The 22825-nt window shown below is 52.0% G+C and carries 21 protein-coding genes and 1 pseudogene; 6 read left to right on the top strand and 16 right to left on the bottom strand.

Features of this window, described 5'->3' with window-relative positions; all coding sequences use genetic code 11:
• Positions 1-11 precede the first annotated feature (11 nt).
• The 3 genes from yajC to queA are packed head-to-tail and all read right to left on the bottom strand — an operon-like array spanning position 12 to position 2619.
• Positions 12-344 (bottom strand): preprotein translocase subunit YajC, encoded by a 333-nt coding sequence (gene yajC, locus C4F37_RS14045; protein WP_000007629.1) that lies wholly within the window; start codon positions 342-344, stop codon positions 12-14.
• 22 nt (positions 345-366) lie between these two features.
• Positions 367-1494 carry a tRNA guanosine(34) transglycosylase Tgt gene (gene tgt / locus C4F37_RS14050; RefSeq protein ID WP_000667319.1) on the bottom strand — a complete coding sequence of 376 codons (1128 nt, stop codon included), beginning with the start codon at positions 1492-1494 and terminating at the stop codon, positions 367-369.
• 54 nt (positions 1495-1548) lie between these two features.
• On the bottom strand, positions 1549-2619 hold the full coding sequence (queA, locus tag C4F37_RS14055) for a tRNA preQ1(34) S-adenosylmethionine ribosyltransferase-isomerase QueA (RefSeq protein WP_001266506.1): 1071 nt from the start codon (positions 2617-2619) through the stop codon (positions 1549-1551).
• Between the two features lie 92 nt (positions 2620-2711).
• Here queA and acpH point away from each other — a divergent pair, with 92 nt between their 5' ends.
• Positions 2712-3293 carry an ACP phosphodiesterase gene (acpH, locus tag C4F37_RS14060; RefSeq protein WP_001009872.1) on the top strand — a complete coding sequence of 194 codons (582 nt, stop codon included), beginning with the start codon at positions 2712-2714 and terminating at the stop codon, positions 3291-3293.
• A 4-nt stretch (positions 3294-3297) separates the two neighbouring features.
• Here the strand turns inward: acpH and malZ are convergent, their stop codons facing one another.
• From malZ to phoB, 5 genes are all read right to left on the bottom strand, one after another.
• Entirely contained in the window at positions 3298-5115 is a 1818-nt protein-coding gene (gene malZ, locus C4F37_RS14065; protein WP_001538375.1) for a maltodextrin glucosidase, read from the bottom strand.
• Positions 5116-5270: 155 nt separating this feature from the next.
• Positions 5271-6644 (bottom strand): proline-specific permease ProY, encoded by a 1374-nt coding sequence (gene proY, locus C4F37_RS14070; RefSeq protein WP_001295329.1) that lies wholly within the window; start codon positions 6642-6644, stop codon positions 5271-5273.
• A 75-nt stretch (positions 6645-6719) separates the two neighbouring features.
• The gene (gene brnQ, locus C4F37_RS14075) at positions 6720-8039 is read right to left on the bottom strand and encodes a branched-chain amino acid transporter carrier protein BrnQ (RefSeq protein ID WP_001538374.1); all 1320 of its coding nucleotides are present in this window, start codon (positions 8037-8039) and stop codon (positions 6720-6722) included.
• A 406-nt stretch (positions 8040-8445) separates the two neighbouring features.
• A complete protein-coding gene (phoR, locus tag C4F37_RS14080; protein WP_000893603.1) occupies positions 8446-9741 on the bottom strand; it encodes a phosphate regulon sensor histidine kinase PhoR in 1296 nt (431 codons plus the stop codon).
• A gap of 57 nt (positions 9742-9798) precedes the next feature.
• On the bottom strand, positions 9799-10488 hold the full coding sequence (phoB, locus tag C4F37_RS14085) for a phosphate response regulator transcription factor PhoB (RefSeq protein ID WP_000113933.1): 690 nt from the start codon (positions 10486-10488) through the stop codon (positions 9799-9801).
• A gap of 189 nt (positions 10489-10677) precedes the next feature.
• Here phoB and sbcD point away from each other — a divergent pair, with 189 nt between their 5' ends.
• The 3 genes from sbcD (at position 10678) to araJ (ending at position 16330) form a co-directional block, all read left to right on the top strand.
• A complete protein-coding gene (gene sbcD / locus C4F37_RS14090; RefSeq protein ID WP_001221287.1) occupies positions 10678-11880 on the top strand; it encodes an exonuclease subunit SbcD in 1203 nt (400 codons plus the stop codon).
• Complete coding sequence (gene sbcC, locus C4F37_RS14095; protein ID WP_001538373.1) at positions 11877-15020, top strand: exonuclease subunit SbcC; 3144 nt, start codon at positions 11877-11879, stop codon at positions 15018-15020. The genes sbcD and sbcC overlap by 4 nt, the downstream gene beginning before the upstream one ends.
• A 125-nt stretch (positions 15021-15145) precedes the next feature.
• Positions 15146-16330: an MFS transporter AraJ gene (araJ, locus tag C4F37_RS14100; RefSeq protein ID WP_001331503.1), complete on the top strand. Its 1185-nt coding sequence runs from the start codon at positions 15146-15148 to the stop codon at positions 16328-16330.
• Positions 16331-16598: 268 nt separating this feature from the next.
• Here the strand turns inward: araJ and mak are convergent, their stop codons facing one another.
• Positions 16599-17507: a fructokinase gene (gene mak / locus C4F37_RS14105; protein WP_001219315.1), complete on the bottom strand. Its 909-nt coding sequence runs from the start codon at positions 17505-17507 to the stop codon at positions 16599-16601.
• A 124-nt stretch (positions 17508-17631) separates the two neighbouring features.
• Between mak and rdgC the strand changes: the two genes are divergently transcribed.
• On the top strand, positions 17632-18543 hold the full coding sequence (rdgC, locus tag C4F37_RS14110) for a recombination-associated protein RdgC (RefSeq protein WP_001366457.1): 912 nt from the start codon (positions 17632-17634) through the stop codon (positions 18541-18543).
• Between the two features lie 80 nt (positions 18544-18623).
• Here rdgC and C4F37_RS27350 read toward each other — a convergent pair whose 3' ends face one another.
• The 7 genes and pseudogenes from C4F37_RS27350 to C4F37_RS14150 all read right to left on the bottom strand — a co-directional run bounded on the left by C4F37_RS27350 (position 18624) and on the right by C4F37_RS14150 (position 21884).
• Positions 18624-18704, bottom strand: coding sequence for a hypothetical protein (locus C4F37_RS27350; protein ID WP_122083095.1), 81 nt, complete (start codon positions 18702-18704; stop codon positions 18624-18626).
• A pseudogene (locus tag C4F37_RS14115) lies at positions 18701-19039 on the bottom strand (DUF2773 domain-containing protein); the annotation flags it as partial. The gene C4F37_RS27350 and the pseudogene C4F37_RS14115, both read right to left, overlap by 4 nt.
• A 147-nt stretch (positions 19040-19186) precedes the next feature.
• Positions 19187-19471 (bottom strand): pyrimidine/purine nucleoside phosphorylase, encoded by a 285-nt coding sequence (gene ppnP, locus C4F37_RS14125; protein ID WP_000941942.1) that lies wholly within the window; start codon positions 19469-19471, stop codon positions 19187-19189.
• A 71-nt stretch (positions 19472-19542) separates the two neighbouring features.
• The gene (locus tag C4F37_RS14130) at positions 19543-20220 is read right to left on the bottom strand and encodes an AroM family protein (protein WP_001276402.1); all 678 of its coding nucleotides are present in this window, start codon (positions 20218-20220) and stop codon (positions 19543-19545) included.
• Between the two features lie 257 nt (positions 20221-20477).
• Positions 20478-20669: a protein YaiA gene (gene yaiA, locus C4F37_RS14140; protein WP_001142433.1), complete on the bottom strand. Its 192-nt coding sequence runs from the start codon at positions 20667-20669 to the stop codon at positions 20478-20480.
• A gap of 49 nt (positions 20670-20718) precedes the next feature.
• The gene (aroL, locus tag C4F37_RS14145) at positions 20719-21243 is read right to left on the bottom strand and encodes a shikimate kinase AroL (protein WP_000193383.1); all 525 of its coding nucleotides are present in this window, start codon (positions 21241-21243) and stop codon (positions 20719-20721) included.
• A gap of 182 nt (positions 21244-21425) precedes the next feature.
• Complete coding sequence (locus C4F37_RS14150) at positions 21426-21884, bottom strand: YaiI/YqxD family protein (RefSeq protein WP_000158159.1); 459 nt, start codon at positions 21882-21884, stop codon at positions 21426-21428.
• 119 nt (positions 21885-22003) lie between these two features.
• On the opposite strand from C4F37_RS14150, the gene proC reads away from it, so the two are divergent.
• Entirely contained in the window at positions 22004-22813 is an 810-nt protein-coding gene (gene proC / locus C4F37_RS14155; protein WP_001298540.1) for a pyrroline-5-carboxylate reductase, read from the top strand.
• Positions 22814-22825: the final 12 nt, after the last annotated feature.

Raw genomic sequence — 22825 nt, forward strand, 5'->3', positions numbered from 1 at the left:
AAAAATTTTAATTACAGCGCCTTCATGGTGCCTTTCGGCAGAACGGCAGCTACGAAGTCACGTTTAATAACTACTTCAGTGGTGTCATTCAGTGCGATAGCAATGTAGCCGTTTTCCGCTACTTTGGTTACGCGACCGACCAGGCCACCGTTCGTCAGCACTTCATCACCTTTAGCGATGGAGTCCATCAGCTTTTTGTGTTCTTTGGTGCGCTTCTGCTGTGGACGCAGGATCATGAAATAGAAAATCAGACCGAATACCACCAGCATCAAAATCAAAGACATCGGGCTACCTTGCGCCGGTGCCCCCGTTGCCGCTACCGCATCAGAAATAAAAAAGCTCATTAAATTTCCCTCATTATTAATATTAATCAACGTTCAAAGGTGGTACTTCTCGCCCCTGACGCTGGTAAAAATCAGTTACGAAGCTCTCTAATTTACCCTCTTCAATAGCCTTGCGTAAACCCGCCATCAAACGCTGGTAGTAACGAAGGTTATGAATGGTGTTGAGTCGCGCGCCTAATATTTCGTTGCAACGGTCGAGATGATGCAAGTAAGCGCGTGAATAATTGCGACAGGTGTAGCAATCACACTCAGGATCGAGTGGGCCAGTATCGCTCTTATACTTCGCATTGCGGATTTTCACCACGCCATCGGTCACGAACAAATGACCATTTCGGGCGTTGCGGGTTGGCATTACGCAGTCAAACATATCGATACCGCGACGTACGCCCTCAACCAGGTCTTCTGGTTTACCAACGCCCATCAGGTAACGCGGTTTGTCTGCCGGAATTTGCGGGCATACATGCTCCAGAATGCGGTGCATATCTGCTTTCGGCTCACCCACAGCCAGACCGCCGACAGCGTAGCCATCAAAACCGATATCTACCAGACCTTTAACAGAAATATCACGTAAATCTTCGTAAACACTGCCCTGAATGATACCAAACAGCGCATTTTTGTTTCCGAGACTGTCAAAACGCTCACGGCTACGCTTCGCCCAACGCAGAGACATCTCCATGGAGCGTTTTGCGTAATCCCAGTCAGCAGGATACGGCGTACACTCATCAAAGATCATGACGATATCCGAACCAAGATCGTACTGAATCTCCATCGACTTTTCCGGGTCGAGGAAAATCGGGTCGCCGTTGATCGGGTTGCGGAAGTGAACGCCCTGTTCGGTGATTTTACGAATATCACCAAGGCTGAAGACCTGGAAGCCGCCGGAGTCGGTAAGGATTGGTCCTTTCCACTGCATAAAATCGTGCAGATCGCCGTGCAGTTTCATGATTTCCTGGCCCGGGCGCAGCCACAGGTGGAAGGTGTTGCCGAGGATAATTTGCGCGCCAGTGGCTTCAACTTCTTCCGGCGTCATCCCTTTTACGGTGCCGTAAGTGCCAACAGGCATAAAACAAGGCGTTTCCACTACGCCACGATCAAAGACCAGGCGGCCACGGCGTGCGCGACCGTCGGTGGTGTCCAGTTCAAATTTCATTTTTTCTCCACTACGTCAGAAAAACAGTCCAACGTTTAAACCAGCGCCGCGGAATTACTCCCCAACGCGCTCATTAATTGCCTGCGGATTGTACGTGATAAACATCGCATCACCGTAACTAAAAAAGCGATATTTCTCTTCTACCGCCGCTTTATAGGCATTCATGGTGTGTTGATAACCAGCAAATGCCGAAACCAGCATAATCAGCGTCGATTCCGGAAGGTGGAAGTTCGTCACCAGCGCATCGACCACTTTGTACTGGAAGCCCGGATAGATAAAGATTTGGGTATCGTCAAAGAACGGTTCAATGAGATCGTTTTTCGCTGCCTGAGCCGCACTTTCCAGCGAACGTACTGAGGTGGTACCAACCGCAATCACCCGGTTACCGCGCGCTTTCGCCGCCAGTACCGCGTCTACCACATCCTGCGGCACTTCAGCGTATTCCGAGTGCATGATGTGATCTTCAATGGTGTCGACGCGCACCGGCTGGAAGGTGCCCGCACCAACGTGCAACGTCACAAACGCCATCTCCACGCCTTTGGCGCGTAATTTTTCCAGCAAAGGTTCGTCAAAGTGCAGTCCGGCGGTCGGTGCTGCTACCGCGCCGGGTTTTTCGCTATAAACCGTTTGATAAAGTTCGCGGTCTGCATCTTCGTCCGGACGGTCGATGTACGGCGGCAGCGGCATATGGCCGATGCTGTTGAGAATATCCAGCACCGAACGTTGATCATTAAATTCGACTTCAAACAGTGCGCCGTGGCGCGCGGTCATTGTTGCGTTAATACTTTCGTCATCGCCCAGCAGCAGTTCTGCGCCAGGTTTTGGCGCTTTCGAGGCGCGAATATGCGCAAGAATGCGTTTGTCGTCGAGCATCCGCTCAACCAGCACTTCAATCTTGCCGCCGCTGGCTTTACGCCCAAACAGACGCGCCGGGATCACGCGGGTATTATTAAAAACCAGAAGATCGCCGGGGTTGAGCTTATCGAGTAAATCGGTGAAAGTACCGTGCGTCAGCGCGCCCGTCGGCCCGTCCAGCGACAGTAAACGACAGCTACTGCGTTCAGGCATGGGATAGTGGGCAATCAGGGATTCGGGCAATTCAAAAGAGAAATCGGTAACGCGCATGACACTGACTCAGACTAAAATAAGAGGCGGGTAGTCTAGTGCCGGGGCGCTCTCCCTGCAACCTTTACCCCCCTTTGGATAGAATATAATCGATGAATTTTTTAGCTCACCTGCATTTAGCCCATCTCGCGGAAAGCTCGCTTTCCGGCAATTTACTGGCTGATTTCGTACGCGGAAATCCTGAAGAAAGTTTTCCGCCCGACGTCGTGGCTGGCATTCATATGCATCGGCGAATCGACGTATTAACCGACAATCTGCCAGAAGTCCGCGAAGCGCGGGAGTGGTTTCGTAATGAAACGCGCCGTGTCGCGCCTATTACGCTGGATGTGATGTGGGATCACTTTCTGTCCCGCCACTGGTCGCAGCTGTCGCCCGATTTTCCGCTACAGGAATTTACCTGTTATGCCCGGGAGCAAGTGATGACTATTCTTCCAGACTCACCGCCACGCTTTATCAATCTGAACAACTACTTATGGTCAGAGCGGTGGTTGGTGCGCTATCGCGATATGGATTTCATCCAGAGCGTGTTAAACGGCATGGCAAGCCGTCGCCCACGTCTGGATGCCCTGCGTGACTCCTGGTACGATTTAGACGCCCATTACGATGCTCTCGAAACCCGCTTCTGGCAGTTTTATCCGCGGATGATGGAGCAGGCGTCACGCAAGGCGTTATAAGACGTTAATTCATCCACACCGTAGCCGAAATGGCAGGCAAAGCCAGAATCCCGTCCGTCAGTTGCCCGTGACCTTCTTTGCGTTGCCATTGCGCGACATTAAGCAACGGCGACGCGGGTAGCACCACTTCACAGGCTTCGCCACGGTTGATTGCCACCAGTACACGCTGCTGATTCAGCACGCGGACAAATACCACCACGTTATCTTCCGCATACAGCACCTGACAGCCGCCACGACGCAACGCCTGACTTTTCTTACGCAGCGCAATCATTCGCTGGTACAGCGCGAATAACGCCGAATCCTGCTTTTCCACCTGCCAGGGGAACGGCTTACGGCAAAACGGATCGTTTTTGCCATCCAGTCCCACTTCATCACCGTAATAAATGCACGGTACACCAGGCCAGGTGAACAGCCAGACCACCGCCAGGGGCAGGCGCGCAACATCCCGACCGAGCAGCGTTTTAAATCGCGCAGTATCGTGGCTGTCGAGCTGATTAAACATACGTAATTGTTGTTGATGAGAAAGCCCTGCGCGGTAATTATCCATCCAGGCCATACAGGTTTGGGCGTCAATTTGCTGCGGATCGTAAGAGATATCGGTGTTGGCAAGAAATCCCCACAACGGGAATGTGAAGCCGCGATAGTTCATGGCGGCATCTTCCACATCGGCCTGTAACCATTGCCGTGCATCGCCAAAATGTTCGCCGACAATATACGCATCCGGCTGGGTTTCTTTCGCCGCTTCGGTGATCCCGGCAACGTGCTGCAAATTATTGCGCACCCCACCCGCTTCCCCCAGCATATGCACCACATCCAGCCGCCAGCCATCCATATTCCACGGCGCTTTCAGCCAGTGGCGGACAATACTGTCTTCCCCGCGATAAATTTCATTCACCAGACTTTCCGACTGATAATCCAGCTTCGGCAAGCTGGCATAGCCCAGCCAGTCGAGCGCCGTGCCATCATCACTAAACGAGTACCAGTCACGCCAGGGTGATTCGGGGTTGTGACAAGCTCCCCCCGTGCCACGATTGTGCCTGTCAAACCAGGCATGGGAATCGCCACTGTGGTTAAACACGCCGTCCAGCACCAGTCGCATTCCCAGCTGCTGCGTATTGTGTCGCAAACGCAGCAACGCCCCATCACCGCCAAACTGCGGATCGACATGGCGATAATCCTCGGTATCGTATTTATGCACGCTGGGAGCTTTAAACACCGGATTGAGATACAGCGCCGTCACGCCAAGTTTTTTCAGATACGGCAGTTTTTCACTTATCCCGTCCAGATCGCCGCCATAGAACGTTGATCCGCCAGCCTGCGCCGTGACCGGTTCATCCCAGTCACGCAATATGATCTCTTGTCCGGCTGCGTGATGGTAATAGACATGCTCCTGTTCAGCTTCACGAGGAAGATTACGGGCGAAACGATCAGGGAAGATCTGATAAAAAATCTGATCCGCAGCCCATTGTGGGCCGATATCCGGTACATCAATGGCAAACTGCTCCAGTCGTGCTGGCGGCATTCGGCTGAAGCCTTGCGGTGTAAACCAACGCTGGCGATCGTGCCACAGCAATTTGAAACTATAACGCCGCCGAGGTTGTCCGCAGGAGAGCTCGATCGCCGCCCGCCATGCGGTGACGACAGGCTGCGGCTGACTGCGCTGCTTATGCATCGGTACTGACATTTCTTCGTTATCGTGTTCTGTACGCAGCATAATGCGCTGCGGTGGGTCTTCGCCCGTCAGCCACAGTGTAATGAGCAGTTGATCTTTGCTTTGTTTAACAAATGGGGGCACCGGCAGATGCCATGCATTTAACATCATAATTCCCCTGTGATGAAAATCTGATCACCTTGCCATAGCCTAATGCAGGATCACTCATCATCTGAAGGATATTTGGGGGAGGAGGACGGGGGCGGATAACTTTCGGAATAGCCGGATCAGGATTTCCTCCTGAACCGGCTTACAGAACGCAAGGATTACTGGTTTTCAGCCAGCTGACGATCGTGGCGGCGCTTAAACATCCAGCCAATCAACAGCACAACAATCCACGCGAAACCGACATACAGCGAGATACGCGTATCCGGGTGATAACCAATCAACCCGATAATAAAGAGCAGAAAAATCAAACCGCCGATGGTGGTTGCTACCCCACCCGGTACTTTAAATTTCAGCGCCTTAACTTCTTCTGGCGGTAAACGGCGACGGAAGGCGATTTGCGACAGCAGGATCATAATCCACACCCACACCGTGGCGAAGGTTGCCAGCGAAGCGATCACCAGGAAGACGTTTTCCGGCATGATGTAGTTCAGATACACCGCAAACAGCAGCGCGGTAGTCATCACCAGCACCGTAACCCACGGAATACCGCGACGCGAGGTTTTGCTGAAAATTTTTGGCGCGCTGCCCTGCTCTGCCATACCGTGGAGCATACGGCCTACACCAAATACGTCACTGTTAATTGCCGACAGCGAAGCGGTCAGCACAACAAAGTTAAGAATGCTGGCGGCAAAGGTAATGCCCATATGCTGGAACGTCAGCACAAACGGGCTACCGGCAGTGCCAACCTGATTCCACGGGTAGATAGACATAATGACGAACAGCGTACCGACGTAGAACACCAGAATACGCATCGGCACGGAGTTAATCGCACGCGGAATCGATTTCTCAGGATCTTTCGCTTCACCGGCGGTAATCCCGATAATTTCGATCCCACCGTAAGCAAACATCACCATTTGCAACGACATCACCATACCAAGCCAGCCGTTACTGAAGAAGCCGCCGTTGCTCCACAGGTTATGAATACCGGTCGGTTGCCCGCCGTTGCCAATCCCCCAGATGATGATGCCGAAACCGGCGACAATCATGATGATGATAGTGGCGACTTTAAAGAACGAGAACCAGAACTCCAGCTCACCGAATACCTTCACGCTCATCAGGTTTACGGCGCAAATGATCAGCACCACACTCAGTACCCAAATCCAGTGCGGCACCGTCGGGAACCAGACACCCATATAGATACCAAAAGCGGTCACATCGGCGATGGCGACAATAAGGATTTCAAAGCAGTAGGTCCAGCCGGTAATGTAACCTGCCAGCGGGCCGAGGTTTTCCTGCGCATAACGCGAGAAAGAGCTGGCTGCCGGGTTATGTACCGACATTTCCCCCAGCGCACGCATAATGATATACGCCGCGATACCACCGATAATATAGGCCAACAACACGCTTGGACCGGCCATTTTGATGGCATCTGCCGAACCGTAAAACAGCCCGGTGCCAATTGCTGAACCCAGTGCCATAAAGCGTATGTGTCGGGTACTTAGCCCACGCTTTAGCTTGTTCTTACTTTCCATCAATTCCTAACCCATCAACACAATAAAAAACCACGGGGCATCGCAGCCCCGTGGTTAAAACAAATGTTCAGTGATTTAGTGAGCGCTGGAGGTCACCTGACGACCTGCCGCACGATCCCAGATAATGGCCAGAACCACCATCACCACTGTTGGCATTAACCACGCCAGACCTTGTTCGGCCAGCGGTAAACGCTGCGCCCAGGACGGTAAGATATCGCTGAATGCAGATGTTTTGATCCCGTCGAGAATACCAAAAAGCAGGCTGATAAACATCGGCGGAGCAATCACGCGGGACGAATTATGCCACCATGAGCGTGTAAAACTTAATACAACCAGTGCGATACACGGCGGATAAATGGCGGTCAGCACCGGTACAGAGATCTGAATCAGCTGGCTCAAGCCGAGGTTAGACACCACCATCGAGAAGCCGCCGAGGATAAACACCAGCGTACGATAAGAGAGCGGTACGTACTGGGCGAAGAATTCTGCACAAGCACAGGTCAGGCCAACCGCCGTGACCAGGCAGGCGATGAAGATTAACGCCGCCAGCAGGAAGCTACCGCCGCCGCCAAAGGTATGCTGAACGTAAGCATGCAGGATCGCCGCACCGTTTGCAGACTGATCGACCAGCGACGCGCTGTCTGAACCCAGACGGAACAGCGCCAGGTACAGCAGAGTCAGACCAACACCCGCCATCAGGCCAGCCCAGACGGTATAACGGGTCAGCAGACGCGCTTCGGTAACGCCACGAGAACGCGCCGCGTTAACAATAACGATACCAAACACCATTGCGCCCAGCGTATCCATGGTCAGATAGCCGTTGACGAAGCCGTTAGAAAACGCAGCGTTTTGATAAGCCTCAGTCGCCGTGCTGATAGAACCCGCCGGCCAGATAATTGCGGCAACAGACAGGATGACCAGCGCGATAATTTTCAGCGGCGCAAGGAAGTTGCCCACGGTATCCAGCAGCTTGCCCGGATAGAGCGAAACCAGAATAACGATAGCGAAATAGACCAGGCTGTAAATAAACAGCGGCAGCGCGGAATCACCCGTCAGCGGCGCAATGCCCACTTCAAAAGAAACGGTAGCTGTACGCGGCGTAGCGAAAAGCGGCCCCACCGCCAGGTAACAAACTGTTGCCAGCAGTACGCCAGCGACTTTACCAATTGGCGTGCTGAGACTGTCAACACCGCCGCCAACTTTTGCCAGTGCCACTACCGTTAATACCGGTAGGCCAACGGCAGTAATGAGGAAGCCGAATGCCGCAGTCCAGACGTGTTCGCCTGCCTGCAAGCCGACCATTGGAGGGAAAATAATGTTACCTGCGCCGACGAACAACGCAAATGTCATAAAGCCCAGAGCGATGATATCGCGCGATCTTAATTGATGGGTCATAAATCATACTGCCTGTGGATGTGGTGTTGTAACGTTAAATTTTTGTGCCAATCCCTGGGGATGATACAGCGGTATATTTAAACAATTTTAGCGGGAAATACTCCCAACCAGGCGCGGCGAAGAATAGTTTTTCGATTTACCGCGTAAATGCAGTCAGTATGACAGCACCTGAAGCGCAATTTAAACGCTTATAACGTTTTAAAGCAAGAAGGGATCTAAAAACCAGAGGTATATAGCGATAAGAAATCACCAACCAGTATAAAACACTATTTCAATGAAAAAGACATGGCTAATCATGCGAACAAAAAATCACCAACCATTGTAAAATCTAACGCCCGTATTTCGACTGCAAAGAAAATAAGCCAGCATCGGCTGGCTTATGGCAATAAAAGATGACAAAGGCGAATTAATCGCTGTTTTTGGCAATTAAACGTTCCGGGATAACAAAACTGAAACGTGTACCTTTTCCTACTGTACTCTCAATATTCAGGCGACTTTCGTGATGATTCACCGCATGTTTCACGATCGCTAACCCTAATCCGCTACCACCGGTTTGCCGGGAACGCGCTTTATCAACGCGATAAAAACGCTCGGTCAGGCGCGGAATATGCTCCGGTGCAATGCCCGGTCCGTTATCTTCAACACTAAATTCGGCACCGTGCGGCACTCGCTGCCAGCGTACGGTGATATGCGTGCCTTCCGGCGTATGATTCACGGCGTTATAGACCAGGTTCGAAATCGCACTGCGTAGCTGATCTTCGTTGCCTGACACCTTAAGGCCGTTATCTATCTCAAAGGTAAATGTCTGTTTTTTCTGACTCAGAGTCTGAGCCTCGCGCTCAACGACGCGCAGCATCATCGGCACATCAACCTTTTCATTGAGCAAATGCGTCGGTGCGGCTTCTATTTTCGACAGCGTCAGCAATTGCTTCACCAACCCTTCCATCCGCTGGGTCTGCTCGCGCATGGTGTGCAACGCTTTTTCACGTACCGCGCCTTCCAGCGGTTGCTCATCCATCATCTCCAGGTAACCCTGTAACACGGTCAATGGCGTACGTAACTCATGGCTCACATTGGCAAAAAAGTTACGCCGCGCCCCTTCCAGTTGATGCATTTGCGTGACATCTCGCGCCACCATCAGCAACTGTTTGTGGGTATAAGGCATGACGCGAATCTCCAGATGCCGCCCGGTGTTGAGCACCAGATTGAGCGGGCGAGAGAAATCACGCGTTTTCAGATATTGCGTAAACTCCGGGTAACGCAGCAAGTTAAGGATGTTCTGCCCGTTATCTTCCGGCCAGCGCAAGCCAAGAATCTGTTGCGCCAGACCGTTGCACCAGAAAATACCGCCCTCTTCCGTGGTCAGCACCACCGCGTCGGGCAGCGACTCCGCGCCGCTACGAAAGCGTTTAATCAGATTGCCCAGTTCACGGCGGCGTTTTTTATTTCGCAGCTGCATCTGGTGTAAGCCGTATAGTAGCGGTTCCCAGCTACCACGCCCCGGTGGCGGGGTCATACTACGATCCACCCACAGCCACCATGAAAGGCGCAATAAATTCCAGAAATGCCAGATAAGCAGTCCTGTTACCGATGCCAGCAAAAACCAGGGCAGGTAACCAAAAAATGCACCCAGGATGAAAGCCGGGAGGCAGCAAAGTAGCAGCTCCAGCACCAGCCTTTTCCACGACAGCCGTTCCAGCACGTAAGATACTCCAGTTAAGAAATCATAAGCCCTGCTCTACGTCCGATGAGCAAGGCCTTAAAAGCGGGTTGAAAAACGATACCCTGTACCGCGCACGGTCTGCACCATGCGGTCATGCCCGCCGGGCTCCAGTGCTTTACGCAGGCGACGAATGTGGACATCGACCGTACGATCTTCCACATACACGTTGGTTCCCCAGACGTGGTTTAACAGCTGCTCGCGGCTGTACACGCGCTCAGGATGCGTCATAAAAAAGTGCAGCAGTTTAAATTCTGTCGGCCCCATCTCCAGCGGTTCTTCGCCCGCCATCACCCGGTGAGATGTCGGGTCCAGACTTAGCCCCTGCATCTCGATCACCTCTTCCACCGCCATTGGCGAAATACGGCGCATTACCGCTTTGATTCGCGCCACCAGCTCCTTCGGAGAAAACGGCTTGGTGATATAGTCATCCGCACCGGTTTCAAGGCCGCGCACGCGATCTTCTTCTTCCCCTCTGGCGGTCAACATCACCACTGGAATATCCCGGGTCATCGACTCGCGCTTGAGGTGTTTGATGAACTGGATACCGGAGCCGCCAGGTAACATCCAGTCGAGGAGAATTAAATCCGGCCAGGGTTCATTCAGTTGATTCACAGCACTGTCATAATCTTCCGCTTCGACCGGCTGAAAGCCATTTTGTTCGAGCACGAAGCAGACCATTTCGCGAATTGGAGCTTCATCTTCTACGACCAGAATACGTCTCGCCATGATTTGCCCTGTTGTAATAAATAGGTTGCGATCATTAATGCGACGTCATTATGCGTCAGATTTATGACAGATTTATGAAAAGCTCGTCGCACATCCTTTCAGGTTATTGATTTCCGTGGCACAGAAAAAAGCAAATGGCACATCTGTTTGGGTATAATCGCGCCCATGCTTTTTCGCCAGGGAACCGTTATGCGCATCCTTCACACCTCAGACTGGCATCTCGGCCAGAACTTCTACAGTAAAAGCCGCGAAGCTGAACATCAGGCTTTTCTTGACTGGCTGCTGGAGACAGCACAAGCCCATCAGGTGGATGCGATTATTGTTGCCGGTGATGTTTTCGATACCGGCTCGCCGCCCAGTTACGCCCGCACGTTATACAACCGTTTTGTTGTCAATTTACAGCAAACTGGCTGTCATCTGGTGGTACTGGCAGGAAACCATGACTCGGTCGCCACGCTGAATGAATCGCGCGATATCATGGCGTTCCTCAATACTACCGTGGTCGCCAGCGCCGGACATGCGCCGCAAATATTGCCCCGTCGCGACGGGACGCCAGGCGCAGTGCTGTGTCCCATACCTTTTTTACGCCCGCGTGACATTATTACCAGCCAGGCGGGGCTTAACGGTATTGAAAAACAGCAGCATTTGCTGGCGGCTATTACTGATTATTATCAACAACATTATGCCGATGCCTGCAAACTGCGCGGCGATCAGCCTCTGCCCATCATCACCACTGGACATTTAACGACCGTGGGTGCCAGTAAAAGTGACGCCGTGCGTGACATTTATATTGGCACGCTGGACGCGTTTCCGGCACAAAACTTTCCACCAGCCGACTACATCGCGCTCGGGCATATTCACCGCGCGCAGATTATTGGCGGCATGGAACATGTTCGCTATTGCGGTTCCCCCATACCACTGAGTTTTGATGAATGCGGTAAGAGTAAATATGTCCATCTGGTGACATTTTCAAACGGCAAATTAGAGAGCGTGGAAAACCTGAACGTACCGGTAACGCAACCCATGGCGGTGCTGAAAGGCGATCTGGCGTCGATTACCGCACAGCTGGAACAGTGGCGCGATGTATCACAGGAGCCGCCTGTCTGGCTGGATATCGAAATCACTACTGATGAGTATCTGCATGATATTCAGCGCAAAATCCAGGCATTAACCGAATCATTGCCTGTCGAAGTATTGCTGGTACGCCGGAGTCGTGAACAGCGCGAGCGTGTGTTAGCCAGCCAACAGCGTGAAACCCTCAGCGAACTCAGCGTCGAAGAGGTGTTCAATCGCCGTCTGGCACTGGAAGAACTGGATGAATCACAGCAGCAACGTCTGCAGCATCTTTTCGCCACGACGTTGCATAGCCTCGCCGGAGAACACGAAGCATGAAAATTCTCAGCCTGCGCCTGAAAAACCTGAACTCATTAAAAGGCGAATGGAAGATTGATTTCACCCGCGAGCCGTTCGCCAGCAACGGGCTGTTTGCTATTACCGGCCCAACCGGTGCGGGGAAAACCACCCTGCTGGACGCCATTTGTCTGGCGCTGTATCACGAAACCCCGCGCCTCTCTAACGTTTCACAATCGCAAAATGATCTCATGACCCGCGATACCGCCGAATGTCTGGCGGAAGTGGAGTTTGAAGTCAAAGGTGAAGCGTATCGCGCGTTCTGGAGCCAGAATCGGGCGCGTAACCAGCCGGACGGTAATTTGCAGGTGCCACGCGTAGAGCTGGCGCGCTGTGCAGACGGCAAAATTCTCGCCGACAAAGTGAAAGATAAGCTGGAACTGACGGCGACGTTAACCGGACTGGATTACGGGCGCTTCACCCGTTCGATGCTGCTTTCGCAGGGGCAATTTGCTGCCTTCCTGAATGCCAAACCCAAAGAACGCGCAGAATTGCTCGAGGAGTTAACCGGCACTGAAATCTACGGGCAAATCTCGGCGATGGTTTTTGAGCAGCACAAATCGGCCCGCACAGAGCTGGAGAAGCTGCAAGCGCAGGCCAGCGGCGTCGCGTTGCTCACGCCGGAACAAGTGCAATCGCTGACAGCGAGTTTGCAGGTACTTACTGACGAAGAAAAACAGTTAATTACCGCGCAGCAGCAAGAACAACAATCGCTAAACTGGTTAACGCGTCTGGACGAATTGCAGCAAGAAGCCAGCCGCCGTCAACAGGCCTTGCAACAGGCATTAGCCGAAGAAGAAAAAGCGCAACCTCAACTGGCGGCGCTCAGTCTGGCACAACCGGCACGAAATCTTCGTCCGCACTGGGAACGCATCGCAGAACACAGCACGGCGCTGGCGCATACTCGCCAGCAGATTGAAGAAGTAAATACTCGCTTACAGAGCACAATGGCGCTTCGTGCGAGCATTCGCCACCACGCGGAGAAGCAGTCAGCAGAATTACAGCAGCAGCAACAAAGCCTGAATGCCTGGTTACAGGAACACGACCGCTTCCGTCAGTGGAACAACGAACTGGCGGGTTGGCGTGCACAGTTCTCCCAACAAACCAGCGATCGCGAGCATCTGCGGCAATGGCAGCAACAGTTAACTCATGCTGAGCAAAAACTTAATGCGCTTGCGGCGATCACGTTGACGTTAACCGCCGATGAAGTTGCTAGCGCCCTGGCGCAACATGCTGAGCAACGCCCACTGCGTCAGCGCCTGGTCGCACTGCATGGGCAGATTGTTCCCCAACAAAAACGTCTGGCGCAGTTACAGGTCGCTATCCAGAATGTCACTCTGGAACAGACGCAACGTAATGCCGCACTTAACGAAATGCGCCATCGTTATAAAGAAAAAACGCAACAACTTGCCGATGTGAAAACCATTTGCGAGCAGGAAGCGCGCATTAAAACGCTGGAAGCCCAGCGCGCACAGTTACAGGCGGGTCAGCCTTGTCCACTTTGTGGTTCCAGCAGCCACCCGGCGGTCGAGGCGTATCAGGCGCTGGAACCGGGCGTTAATCAGGCCCGGCTATTAACGCTGGAAAAAGAAGTGAAAAAGCTCGGCGAAGAAGGTGCGGCGCTACGTGGGCAACTGGATGCATTAACGAAGCAGCTTCAGCGCGATGAAAACGAAGCGCAAAGCCTCCGACAAGATGAGCAAGCACTTACTCAACAATGGCAAGCCGTCACGGCCAGCCTCAATATCACCCTGCAGCCACAGGACGATATTCAACCGTGGCTAGATGCACAAGATGAGCACGAACGCCAGCTGCGGTTACTCAGCCAACGGCATGAATTACAAGGGCAGATTGCCGCGCATAACCAGCAAATTATCCAGTATCAACAGCAAATTGAACAACGCCAGCAGCAACTCTTAACGGCATTGGCGAGTTATGCACTGACATTGCCACAGGAAGATGAAGAAGAGAGCTGGTTGGCGACGCGTCAGCAAGAAGCGCAGAGCTGGCAGCAACGCCAGAACGAATTAACCGCGCTGCAAAACCGTATGCAGCAGCTGACGCCGATTCTGGAAACGTTGCCGCAAAGTGATGAACTCCCGCACAGCGAAGAAACTGTGGCGCTGGAAAACTGGCGGCAGGTTCATGAACAATGTCTCGCATTACACAGCCAGCAGCAGACCTTACAGCAACAGGATGTTCTGGCGGCGCAAAGTCTGCAAAAAGCCCAGGCGCAGTTTGACACCGCGCTACAGGCCAGTGTCTTTGACGATCAACAGGCGTTCCTTGCGGCGCTAATGGATGAACAAACACTAACGCAACTGGAACAGCTCAAGCAGAATCTGGAAAACCAGCGCCGTCAGGCGCAAACGCTGGTCACTCAGACAGCAGAAGCGCTGGCACTGCATCAGCAACACCGACCTGACGGCCTGGATCTCAGTGTGACGGTGGAGCAGATTCAGCAAGAGTTAGCGCAAACTCAGCAAAAGTTGCGTGAAAATACCACCAGTCAGGGCGAGATTCGCCAGCAGCTGAAGCAGGATGCAGACAACCGTCAGCAACAACAAACCTTAATGCAGCAAATTGCTCAAATGACGCAGCAGGTTGAGGACTGGGGATATCTGAATTCGCTAATAGGTTCCAAAGAGGGCGATAAATTCCGCAAGTTTGCCCAGGGGCTGACGCTGGATAATTTAGTCCATCTCGCTAATCAGCAACTTACCCGGCTGCACGGGCGCTATCTGTTACAGCGCAAAGCCAGCGAGGCGCTGGAAGTCGAGGTTGTTGATACCTGGCAGGCAGATGCGGTACGCGATACCCGTACCCTTTCCGGCGGCGAAAGTTTCCTCGTCAGTCTGGCGCTGGCGCTGGCGCTTTCGGATCTGGTCAGCCATAAAACGCGTATTGACTCGCTGTTCCTTGATGAAGGTTTTGGCACGCTGGATAGCGAAACGCTGGATACCGCCCTTGATGCGCTGGATGCCCTGAATGCCAGTGGCAAAACCATCGGTGTGATTAGCCACGTTGAAGCGATGAAAGAGCGTATTCCGGTGCAGATCAAAGTGAAGAAGATCAATGGACTGGGCTACAGCAAACTGGAAAGTGCGTTTGCAGTGAAATAACTATTCAGCAGGATAATGAATACAGAGGGGCGAATTATCTCTTGGCCTCGCTGGTCGTTATCCTGCAAGCTATCACTTTATTGGCTACGGTGATTGGTAGCCGTTCTGGTGGTTGTGATGGTGGTATGAAAAAAGTTATTTTATCTTTGGCTCTGGGCACGTTTGGTTTGGGGATGGCCGAATTTGGCATTATGGGCGTGCTCACGGAGCTGGCGCATAACGTAGGAATTTCGATTCCTGCCGCCGGGCATATGATCTCGTATTATGCGCTGGGGGTGGTGGTCGGTGCGCCAATCATCGCGCTTTTTTCCAGTCGCTACTCACTCAAACATATCTTATTGTTTCTGGTGGCGTTGTGCGTCATTGGCAACGCCATGTTCACGCTCTCTTCGTCTTACCTGATGCTCGCCATTGGTCGGCTGGTATCCGGCTTTCCGCATGGCGCATTTTTTGGCGTCGGAGCGATCGTGTTATCAAAAATTATCAAACCCGGAAAAGTCACCGCCGCCGTGGCGGGGATGGTTTCCGGGATGACAGTCGCCAATTTGCTGGGCATTCCACTGGGAACGTATTTAAGTCAGGAATTTAGCTGGCGCTACACCTTTTTGTTGATCGCTGTTTTTAATATTGCGGTGATGGCATCGGTCTATTTTTGGGTGCCGGATATTCGCGACGAGGCGAAAGGAAAACTACGCGAACAATTTCACTTTTTACGCAGCCCTGCCCCGTGGTTAATTTTCGCCGCTACGATGTTTGGCAACGCAGGTGTGTTTGCCTGGTTCAGCTACGTAAAGCCATACATGATGTTTATTTCCGGTTTTTCGGAAACGGCGATGACCTTTATTATGATGTTAGTTGGGCTAGGGATGGTGCTGGGGAATATGCTAAGTGGCAGGATTTCAGGACGTTATTCACCACTGCGCATTGCAGCAGTGACTGACTTTATCATTGTACTGGCACTGCTGATGCTCTTTTTCTTCGGCGGTATGAAAACAACGTCGCTTATTTTTGCTTTTATTTGTTGCGCGGGATTATTTGCCCTATCAGCACCTCTACAAATATTATTACTGCAAAATGCCAAAGGCGGAGAGTTATTAGGTGCCGCAGGTGGGCAAATAGCGTTTAACCTCGGTAGCGCCGTCGGCGCATATTGCGGTGGTATGATGCTGACGCTGGGGCTGGCATATAATTACGTGGCGCTGCCCGCCGCCCTGCTTTCGTTTGCTGCGATGTCGTCGTTGCTGCTGTATGGTCGCTATAAGCGCCAGCAAGCGGCGGATAGTTCGGTGCTGGCGAAACCACTGGGGTAGATAGCAGTCGCAGTGCGCATCGCTTGTTGCCGGATGCGGCGTGAACGCCTTATCCGGCCTACGGGACTGTTCATTTTGTAGGCCTGATAAGACACGCCAGTGTCGCATCAGGCATCGGAGCACCGGGGGGTTGCCGCCACTGTGCGCGTTATTTGTTGCCGGATGCGGCGCGAGCGCCTTATCCGGCCTACCGGACGGCTCACTTTGTAGGCCTGATAAGACGCGGCAAGCGTCGCATCAGGCATGATACGCCAATTGCCTGGTTTTTTTACTCTTGTGGCCATAACCATGCAGCGCCGCGTACGCCGCTCGAATCACCATGTTTCGCCTTGCGTACCGGCGTTTCACATTCTCCGCCGAAGACAAATTGTTTAATCAACTGTGGAACCGTTTGATATAAACGGTCTACATTGCTCATTCCGCCGCCCAGGACAATCACATCCGGATCGAGAATATTCACGACATGTGCCAGCGATTTTGCCAGCCGCAGCTCGTAGCGACGCAATGCCAGTTCCGCTACCGGATCGCTTTCTTCAACCAGGCGGATAATTTCACTGCCTTTCAGCGCATGTCCGCTCAAACGACGATAATCCGTCGCGAATCCCGTGCCTGAAATAAAGGTTTCAATACAACCTTGTTTACCGCAATAACAAGGGACTTCCTCGCGATAACGCAGTTCGTCTTCGTCCATCCACGGTAGCGGATTGTGTCCCCACTCGCCTGCCGTGCCATTGCCGCCGATATGCGCCCGCCCATTGAATGCCACGCCCGCGCCGCATCCCGTGCCGATAATCACGGCAAATACCGTCTGCGCTCCCGCTGCCGCGCCATCTACCGCTTCTGAAACCGCCAGACAGTTGGCGTCATTTGCCAGCCGCACTTCCCGCTGCAACCGCGCGCTTAAGTCTTTATCGAATGGCTGACCGTTGAGCCAGGTTGAATTGGCATTCTTCACCACGCCGGTGTAGGGCGAAATCGAACCAGGAATGCCCATACCTACCGTTCCGCGCTGCCCTGTTGCCTGCTCCGCCATATCAACCAACGTGGCGATCGTTTCAATAGTCTGCCGGTAATCATCACGCGGCGTGGGCAGACGATGGCGGTACAACTGCTCCCCTGCATCGCCCAATGCAATCACTTCAGTTTTGGTGCCGCCTAAATCGATACCTATACGCACGGTACTCTCCTTATTTTTTTCAATATCAATAGCGTAGAGACAGACAACCGGATTGGCAATGCAAGGCCGCCGACAATTCGTTATCATGCCCGCTAAATTTAACGACAAGGCCGTGGAAATTATCATGCTGTGGTTCAAAAATTTAATGGTTTACCGTCTTAGCCGCGAGATTTCGCTGCGTGCAGAAGAGATGGAAAAACAGCTAGCCTCGATGGCATTTACCCCATGCGGCAGCCAGGACATGGCGAAGATGGGCTGGGTACCTCCGATGGGATCGCACAGCGATGCGTTAACGCACGTTGCCAATGGTCAAATTGTTATCTGTGCGCGCAAAGAAGAAAAAATCCTCCCGTCCCCGGTGATTAAACAGGCGCTGGAAGCGAAAATCGCCAAACTGGAAGCGGAACAGGCGCGTAAGCTGAAGAAAACCGAAAAAGATTCGCTGAAAGACGAAGTGCTGCACTCTCTGCTGCCGCGTGCTTTCAGCCGTTTTAGCCAGACAATGATGTGGATCGACACGGTTAACGGTTTGATTATGGTGGACTGCGCCAGCGCCAAAAAAGCGGAAGATACGCTGGCACTGCTGCGTAAAAGCCTGGGGTCGTTACCGGTTGTACCATTGAGCATGGAAAACCCGATTGAACTGACGCTGACCGAATGGGTACGTTCCGGCAGCACGGCACAGGGCTTCCAGCTGCTTGATGAAGCCGAGCTGAAATCGTTGCTGGAAGATGGCGGCGTGATCCGCGCGAAGAAACAAGATCTGACCAGCGAAGAGATCACCAACCACATTGAAGCCGGAAAAGTGGTGACTAAACTGGCGCTTGACTGGCAGCAGCGCATTCAGTTTGTGATGTGCGACGATGGTTCGCTCAAGCGTCTGAAGTTCTGCGACGAGCTGCGCGATCAAAACGAAGATATCGACCGTGAAGATTTCGCCCAGCGCTTTGATGCCGATTTCATCCTGATGACTGGTGAACTGGCAGCGTTAATTCAAAACCTGATTGAAGGATTAGGTGGCGAAGCACAACGTTAATTGCTGATTTACCTTTAATGCCGGATGCGACGCCTGCCGCGTCTTATCCGGCGTACGAAGCCACACCAGGAATATAATCGTTAGCTACAGCGGGCAATAATTCTTAGCGCAGCAATATTATGCGTTTTATGCTGTAACTTGCTCCAGGGGCGTTGTGTCATTGTTTTTCCTCAAGCCGGTGACGCGCTTCACTGCGAATTTTTCGCGTTGCCCCGTTTTTCACTAAATCACGTAACAGCGAAAAATCGGGTTGTTCGACAAATAAGAGTAATGATGGCTCCTCTTTTAACCACGTAGTTTTCACATCCGCAGCCAGCTGTGAATTATTAATAGCCAGCGACCGCTCCTGAGGCTCAGTCAATGTCGTTAACAACACCGGAGTATGTGCGTTGTGCAATGCCGTTTGGCGCAAATGATCATTGCGACTTTGCAGCAATGCACACCACCATTCATCATCTGATTTATCTTTTAACGTCGCCAGTTCCGCAACAATATCTGGAGATCTTCGCTGATATTTATATCAACCTTGATGAATTATGAATATATCGAAAATCGAAAAAATCCCAGCAAAGGAAATATTATTATGGGTTAAAGAGAGGACATTTCAGAAAAATGCCCTCCCGTTCAAGGGGAAGGCGAGGAATTACAGATAGCGGCACAGATAAGAGGTGGGTTCGGCAACTTGCAGATGAAACTCGCTGTGACCGGGAACATTAAACACCGAACCGGCTTCATACACTTGCCAGTCGGTCGCGTCAGGCAGTAACACATTCAGCGCGCCACTGATTACCGTCATCTCTTCAGGCTCAGCGGTGCTGAAGGTGTATTCACCTTCAACCATAACACCCACGCTGGCGCGACCAGTGCTGCTGCTGGAAAAGCCGATCGATTTCACTTTGCCGGAAAAGTACTCATTACTTTGAAGCATAAACTGGCCCTGTCTGGTAGTTGAACATCTACTTCACTATAGGGGCCAGAGGCGCTGGCTGTCACGCAAAATTACATCAGTAATTCCGCAGCCAGCCGTGCAATCAATACGTTAGAGAGCAAGACAGGAACATCGAGCTGTTTTTGCAGTAAATCGCGATGACGCTGGTTAAATCCCAAACAATCCAGCATGATGACATCTGCACCTTTTGCCAGTAATTCTTTCCCGGCATCAATGATTTTTTGTTCCGAATCATGAATGGGGTTACCCAATGAAAATACTGGCGGTTTCTGCAAAATTTGCCATTTTTGCGCCTGAACGGTCAGCAACTCCTCAACCGGTACGATAACCCCCACCTGATGATCTTCAACAATAGAGGAAACCAGCGGTGGCAATATCCGCGACGGCTCAAGAAAGATCGTATTACGCGCGGTCATACTACTAATGTTTGCTGTACTCATTAATATAATGACGTCGTAACCCTGATTATCGAGCACTTCAACCACACCTTGCAGGTCTCGCTCCACTTTGCGACGCGAAACATGGGCCAGATGGTTGTCATTTAATAATGTGAGAATTGTGTCTTCGCCTGCTTCTGGCGCGTACTCCGCCATCACTTCTTCGCGGCTTAACTTCCCCAGCAGGCTATGATGGGAAATATTATCTTCGTCAATGTATTCTGTCAGGAGCGGCAAAACTTCCTGCATAGGTACAATGCCGATAGTCAGGATCGCCAACGACGCACTCATTGTTCTTCCACCTTACTTTTCTTTCGTCGTTAATTACCGGGCAAGTGTTAAGCACCACTGCTGACACTTACTTGTGCTACAAATGACAAAAAGCGTAGCAGCAGACCTGCACTGCATAATGTAAAGATTCCAAATGATTCCAGTAATGGATTGTTATTGTTTAATATTCTAATTATTTGAAAAACATGAATTGTGAAAAATGTGACGCAGATCCCTTGTGGCGGCACTCAGAATCCCTTCCGAGCAGTCTGATGCGGTCACTCTTTGTCAGGGTCCTCATAGCGTTTTTTCGCATCCATCGCTTCCTGAGCGGTCGGATGTTCACTGATCAACGAGTCTGGTTTAGGATGATCGGCTCTGAGTTGGTACCAGGTTACCGTCTGTCCTGGCTTTCCTTTATCAATCGTCACTATATATGCTTCACGAGGATAAGGCGGTTTCGTTGGCATCGTTCTTCCTTATTTCACGGGATGAACGTTAAGTATAGGCGCTCGAAAATCAACAATTGATCGTCTGTGCCAGAGCGCTGCGAATTTCAGAAATCACCTGGCTGGGTTCGTTTGTTGCGTCGATGATAATATGCGCAACTTCGCGATATAGCGCATCGCGTTCTTCCAGCACTTCCTGAACTTCTTCGCTCAGTGGTTTTCCCGTTAAGGTTGGCCGTAAATCTTCTTCCGGTGCAGCTTGCAGTCGGTTAACCAGGACTGATACTGGCGCACACAAATAAACCACGATCCCGTTATTTTGCATGAAGTGACGATTAAATTCCGTCAGAATAATGCCGCCGCCTGTAGCGATAACGGTGGATGGCGCAGTTACCGCTTCCAGCGCCGCCGTTTCTCTGGCGCGGAATCCCGCCCACTCTTCCCTTTCGACGATCTCCGCGACCGTCATATTGAGCTGTGATTGCAACCACAGGTCGGTATCGACAAACCGACGGTTAAGCGAATCGGCAAGGGCCATTCCGACCGTTGTTTTACCACAGCCCCGAGGCCCGATCAGAAAAAGAGGTTGTGTCATCGTGGGTTTTCCCCAATAGGTCGCAATGCGGCGAAAGCCGGTGTCATGAGAATAGCGATCATACCATCAAACTAGTACAATTTCGATTGTAAAGAAAAAATTCCACTTAAGGTGGAAATCTCAATACATCCCTTACTATACCAATAAATATTCAAGAATGAAGTGTAAATAATAAATTACATTTAGCCACGACTACGTTGCACTTCCAGCCACCACTTCTCCAGCTCCGCAGCAAAAGCCTGGCGGTCACGTTGTGAAAGACTATCTGGTCCTCCGGTCTGGATCCCACTGGCACGTAAGGTATCCATAAAATCGCGCATCGTCAGGCGCTCACGAATGGTCGCTGGCGTGTAACGTTCGCCGCGCGGATTAAGCGCCGCCGCGCCTTTCTCGATGGCTTCAGCAGCCAAAGGTATATCTGCGGTGATCACCAAATCGCCCGCTTCACACTGCCGAACAATTTCGTTATCAGCAACGTCGAAACCTGCCGCGACGCGCAGCGTACGAATAAATCGCGATGGCGGCACGCGTAAACTCTGGTTTGCTACCAGTACCAGCGGCATCTGCATACGTTCCGCCGCGCGATACAAAATCTCTTTAATTACATTGGGACACGCGTCGGCATCCACCCAAATTGTCATAAAGTCATCCTTTGTTGGGTAATCCTCTATTGTGTCGCGCTTTTGCCTTCCGGCATAGTTCTGTTTATGCTTCTGCCAGCGATTATCAAAACAATGAATTTCACGGCAGGAGTGAGGCAATGGAAAAGAAAATCGGTTTTATTGGCTGCGGCAATATGGGAAAAGCCATTCTCGGCGGTCTGATTGCCAGCGGTCAGGTGCTTCCAGGGCAAATCTGGGTATATACCCCCTCCCCGGATAAAGTCACCGCCCTGCATGACCAGTTCGGCATCAACGCCGCAGAATCGGCGCAAGAAGTAGCGCAAATCGCCGACATCATTTTTGCCGCCGTTAAACCAGGCATCATGATTAAAGTACTTAGCGAAATCACCTCCAGCCTGAATAAAGACTCTCTGGTCGTTTCTATTGCTGCAGGTATCACGCTCGACCAGCTTGCCCGCGCGCTGGGCCATGACCGGAAAATTATCCGCGCCATGCCGAACACTCCCGCGCTGGTTAATGCCGGTATGACCTCCGTAACGCCAAACGCGCTGGTAACCCCAGAAGATACCGCTGATGTGCTGAATATTTTCCGCTGCTTTGGCGAAGCGGAAGTGATTGCTGAGCCGATGATCCACCCGGTGGTCGGTGTGAGCGGTTCTTCGCCAGCCTACGTCTTTATGTTTATCGAAGCGATGGCCGACGCCGCCGTGCTGGGCGGGATGCCACGCGCCCAGGCGTATAAATTTGCCGCTCAGGCGGTAATGGGCTCCGCAAAAATGGTGCTGGAAACGGGAGAACATCCGGGAACACTGAAAGATATGGTCTGCTCACCGGGAGGCACCACCATTGAGGCGGTACGCGTACTGGAAGAGAAAGGCTTCCGTGCCGCAGTGATCGAAGCGATGACGAAGTGTATGGAAAAATCAGAAAAACTCAGCAAATCCTGATGGCTTTTGCCG

Source organism: Escherichia sp. R1, from assembly GCF_003000935.1.
In the GTDB taxonomy this organism is placed as follows: Bacteria; Pseudomonadota; Gammaproteobacteria; order Enterobacterales; family Enterobacteriaceae; genus Escherichia; species Escherichia coli.

Excerpts from the sequence above, each read along its gene's own strand:
- C4F37_RS27350 (WP_122083095.1), bottom strand. The coding sequence starts at position 18,704 with ATGACACAACGCCCCTGGAGCAAGTTACAGCATAAAACGCATAATATT.
- rdgC (WP_001366457.1), top strand. The coding sequence starts at position 17,632 with ATGCTGTGGTTCAAAAATTTAATGGTTTACCGTCTTAGCCGCGAGATT.
- malZ (WP_001538375.1), bottom strand. The coding sequence starts at position 5,115 with ATGATGTTAAATGCATGGCATCTGCCGGTGCCCCCATTTGTTAAACAA.
- proC (WP_001298540.1), top strand. The coding sequence starts at position 22,004 with ATGGAAAAGAAAATCGGTTTTATTGGCTGCGGCAATATGGGAAAAGCC.
- phoB (WP_000113933.1), bottom strand. The coding sequence starts at position 10,488 with ATGGCGAGACGTATTCTGGTCGTAGAAGATGAAGCTCCAATTCGCGAA.
- brnQ (WP_001538374.1), bottom strand. The coding sequence starts at position 8,039 with ATGACCCATCAATTAAGATCGCGCGATATCATCGCTCTGGGCTTTATG.
- acpH (WP_001009872.1), top strand. The coding sequence starts at position 2,712 with ATGAATTTTTTAGCTCACCTGCATTTAGCCCATCTCGCGGAAAGCTCG.
- proY (WP_001295329.1), bottom strand. The coding sequence starts at position 6,644 with ATGGAAAGTAAGAACAAGCTAAAGCGTGGGCTAAGTACCCGACACATA.
- sbcD (WP_001221287.1), top strand. The coding sequence starts at position 10,678 with ATGCGCATCCTTCACACCTCAGACTGGCATCTCGGCCAGAACTTCTAC.
- aroL (WP_000193383.1), bottom strand. The coding sequence starts at position 21,243 with ATGACACAACCTCTTTTTCTGATCGGGCCTCGGGGCTGTGGTAAAACA.
- yajC (WP_000007629.1), bottom strand. The coding sequence starts at position 344 with ATGAGCTTTTTTATTTCTGATGCGGTAGCGGCAACGGGGGCACCGGCG.
- yaiA (WP_001142433.1), bottom strand. The coding sequence starts at position 20,669 with ATGCCAACGAAACCGCCTTATCCTCGTGAAGCATATATAGTGACGATT.
- queA (WP_001266506.1), bottom strand. The coding sequence starts at position 2,619 with ATGCGCGTTACCGATTTCTCTTTTGAATTGCCCGAATCCCTGATTGCC.
- tgt (WP_000667319.1), bottom strand. The coding sequence starts at position 1,494 with ATGAAATTTGAACTGGACACCACCGACGGTCGCGCACGCCGTGGCCGC.
- ppnP (WP_000941942.1), bottom strand. The coding sequence starts at position 19,471 with ATGCTTCAAAGTAATGAGTACTTTTCCGGCAAAGTGAAATCGATCGGC.
- araJ (WP_001331503.1), top strand. The coding sequence starts at position 15,146 with ATGAAAAAAGTTATTTTATCTTTGGCTCTGGGCACGTTTGGTTTGGGG.
- C4F37_RS14130 (WP_001276402.1), bottom strand. The coding sequence starts at position 20,220 with ATGAGTGCGTCGTTGGCGATCCTGACTATCGGCATTGTACCTATGCAG.
- sbcC (WP_001538373.1), top strand. The coding sequence starts at position 11,877 with ATGAAAATTCTCAGCCTGCGCCTGAAAAACCTGAACTCATTAAAAGGC.
- C4F37_RS14150 (WP_000158159.1), bottom strand. The coding sequence starts at position 21,884 with ATGACAATTTGGGTGGATGCCGACGCGTGTCCCAATGTAATTAAAGAG.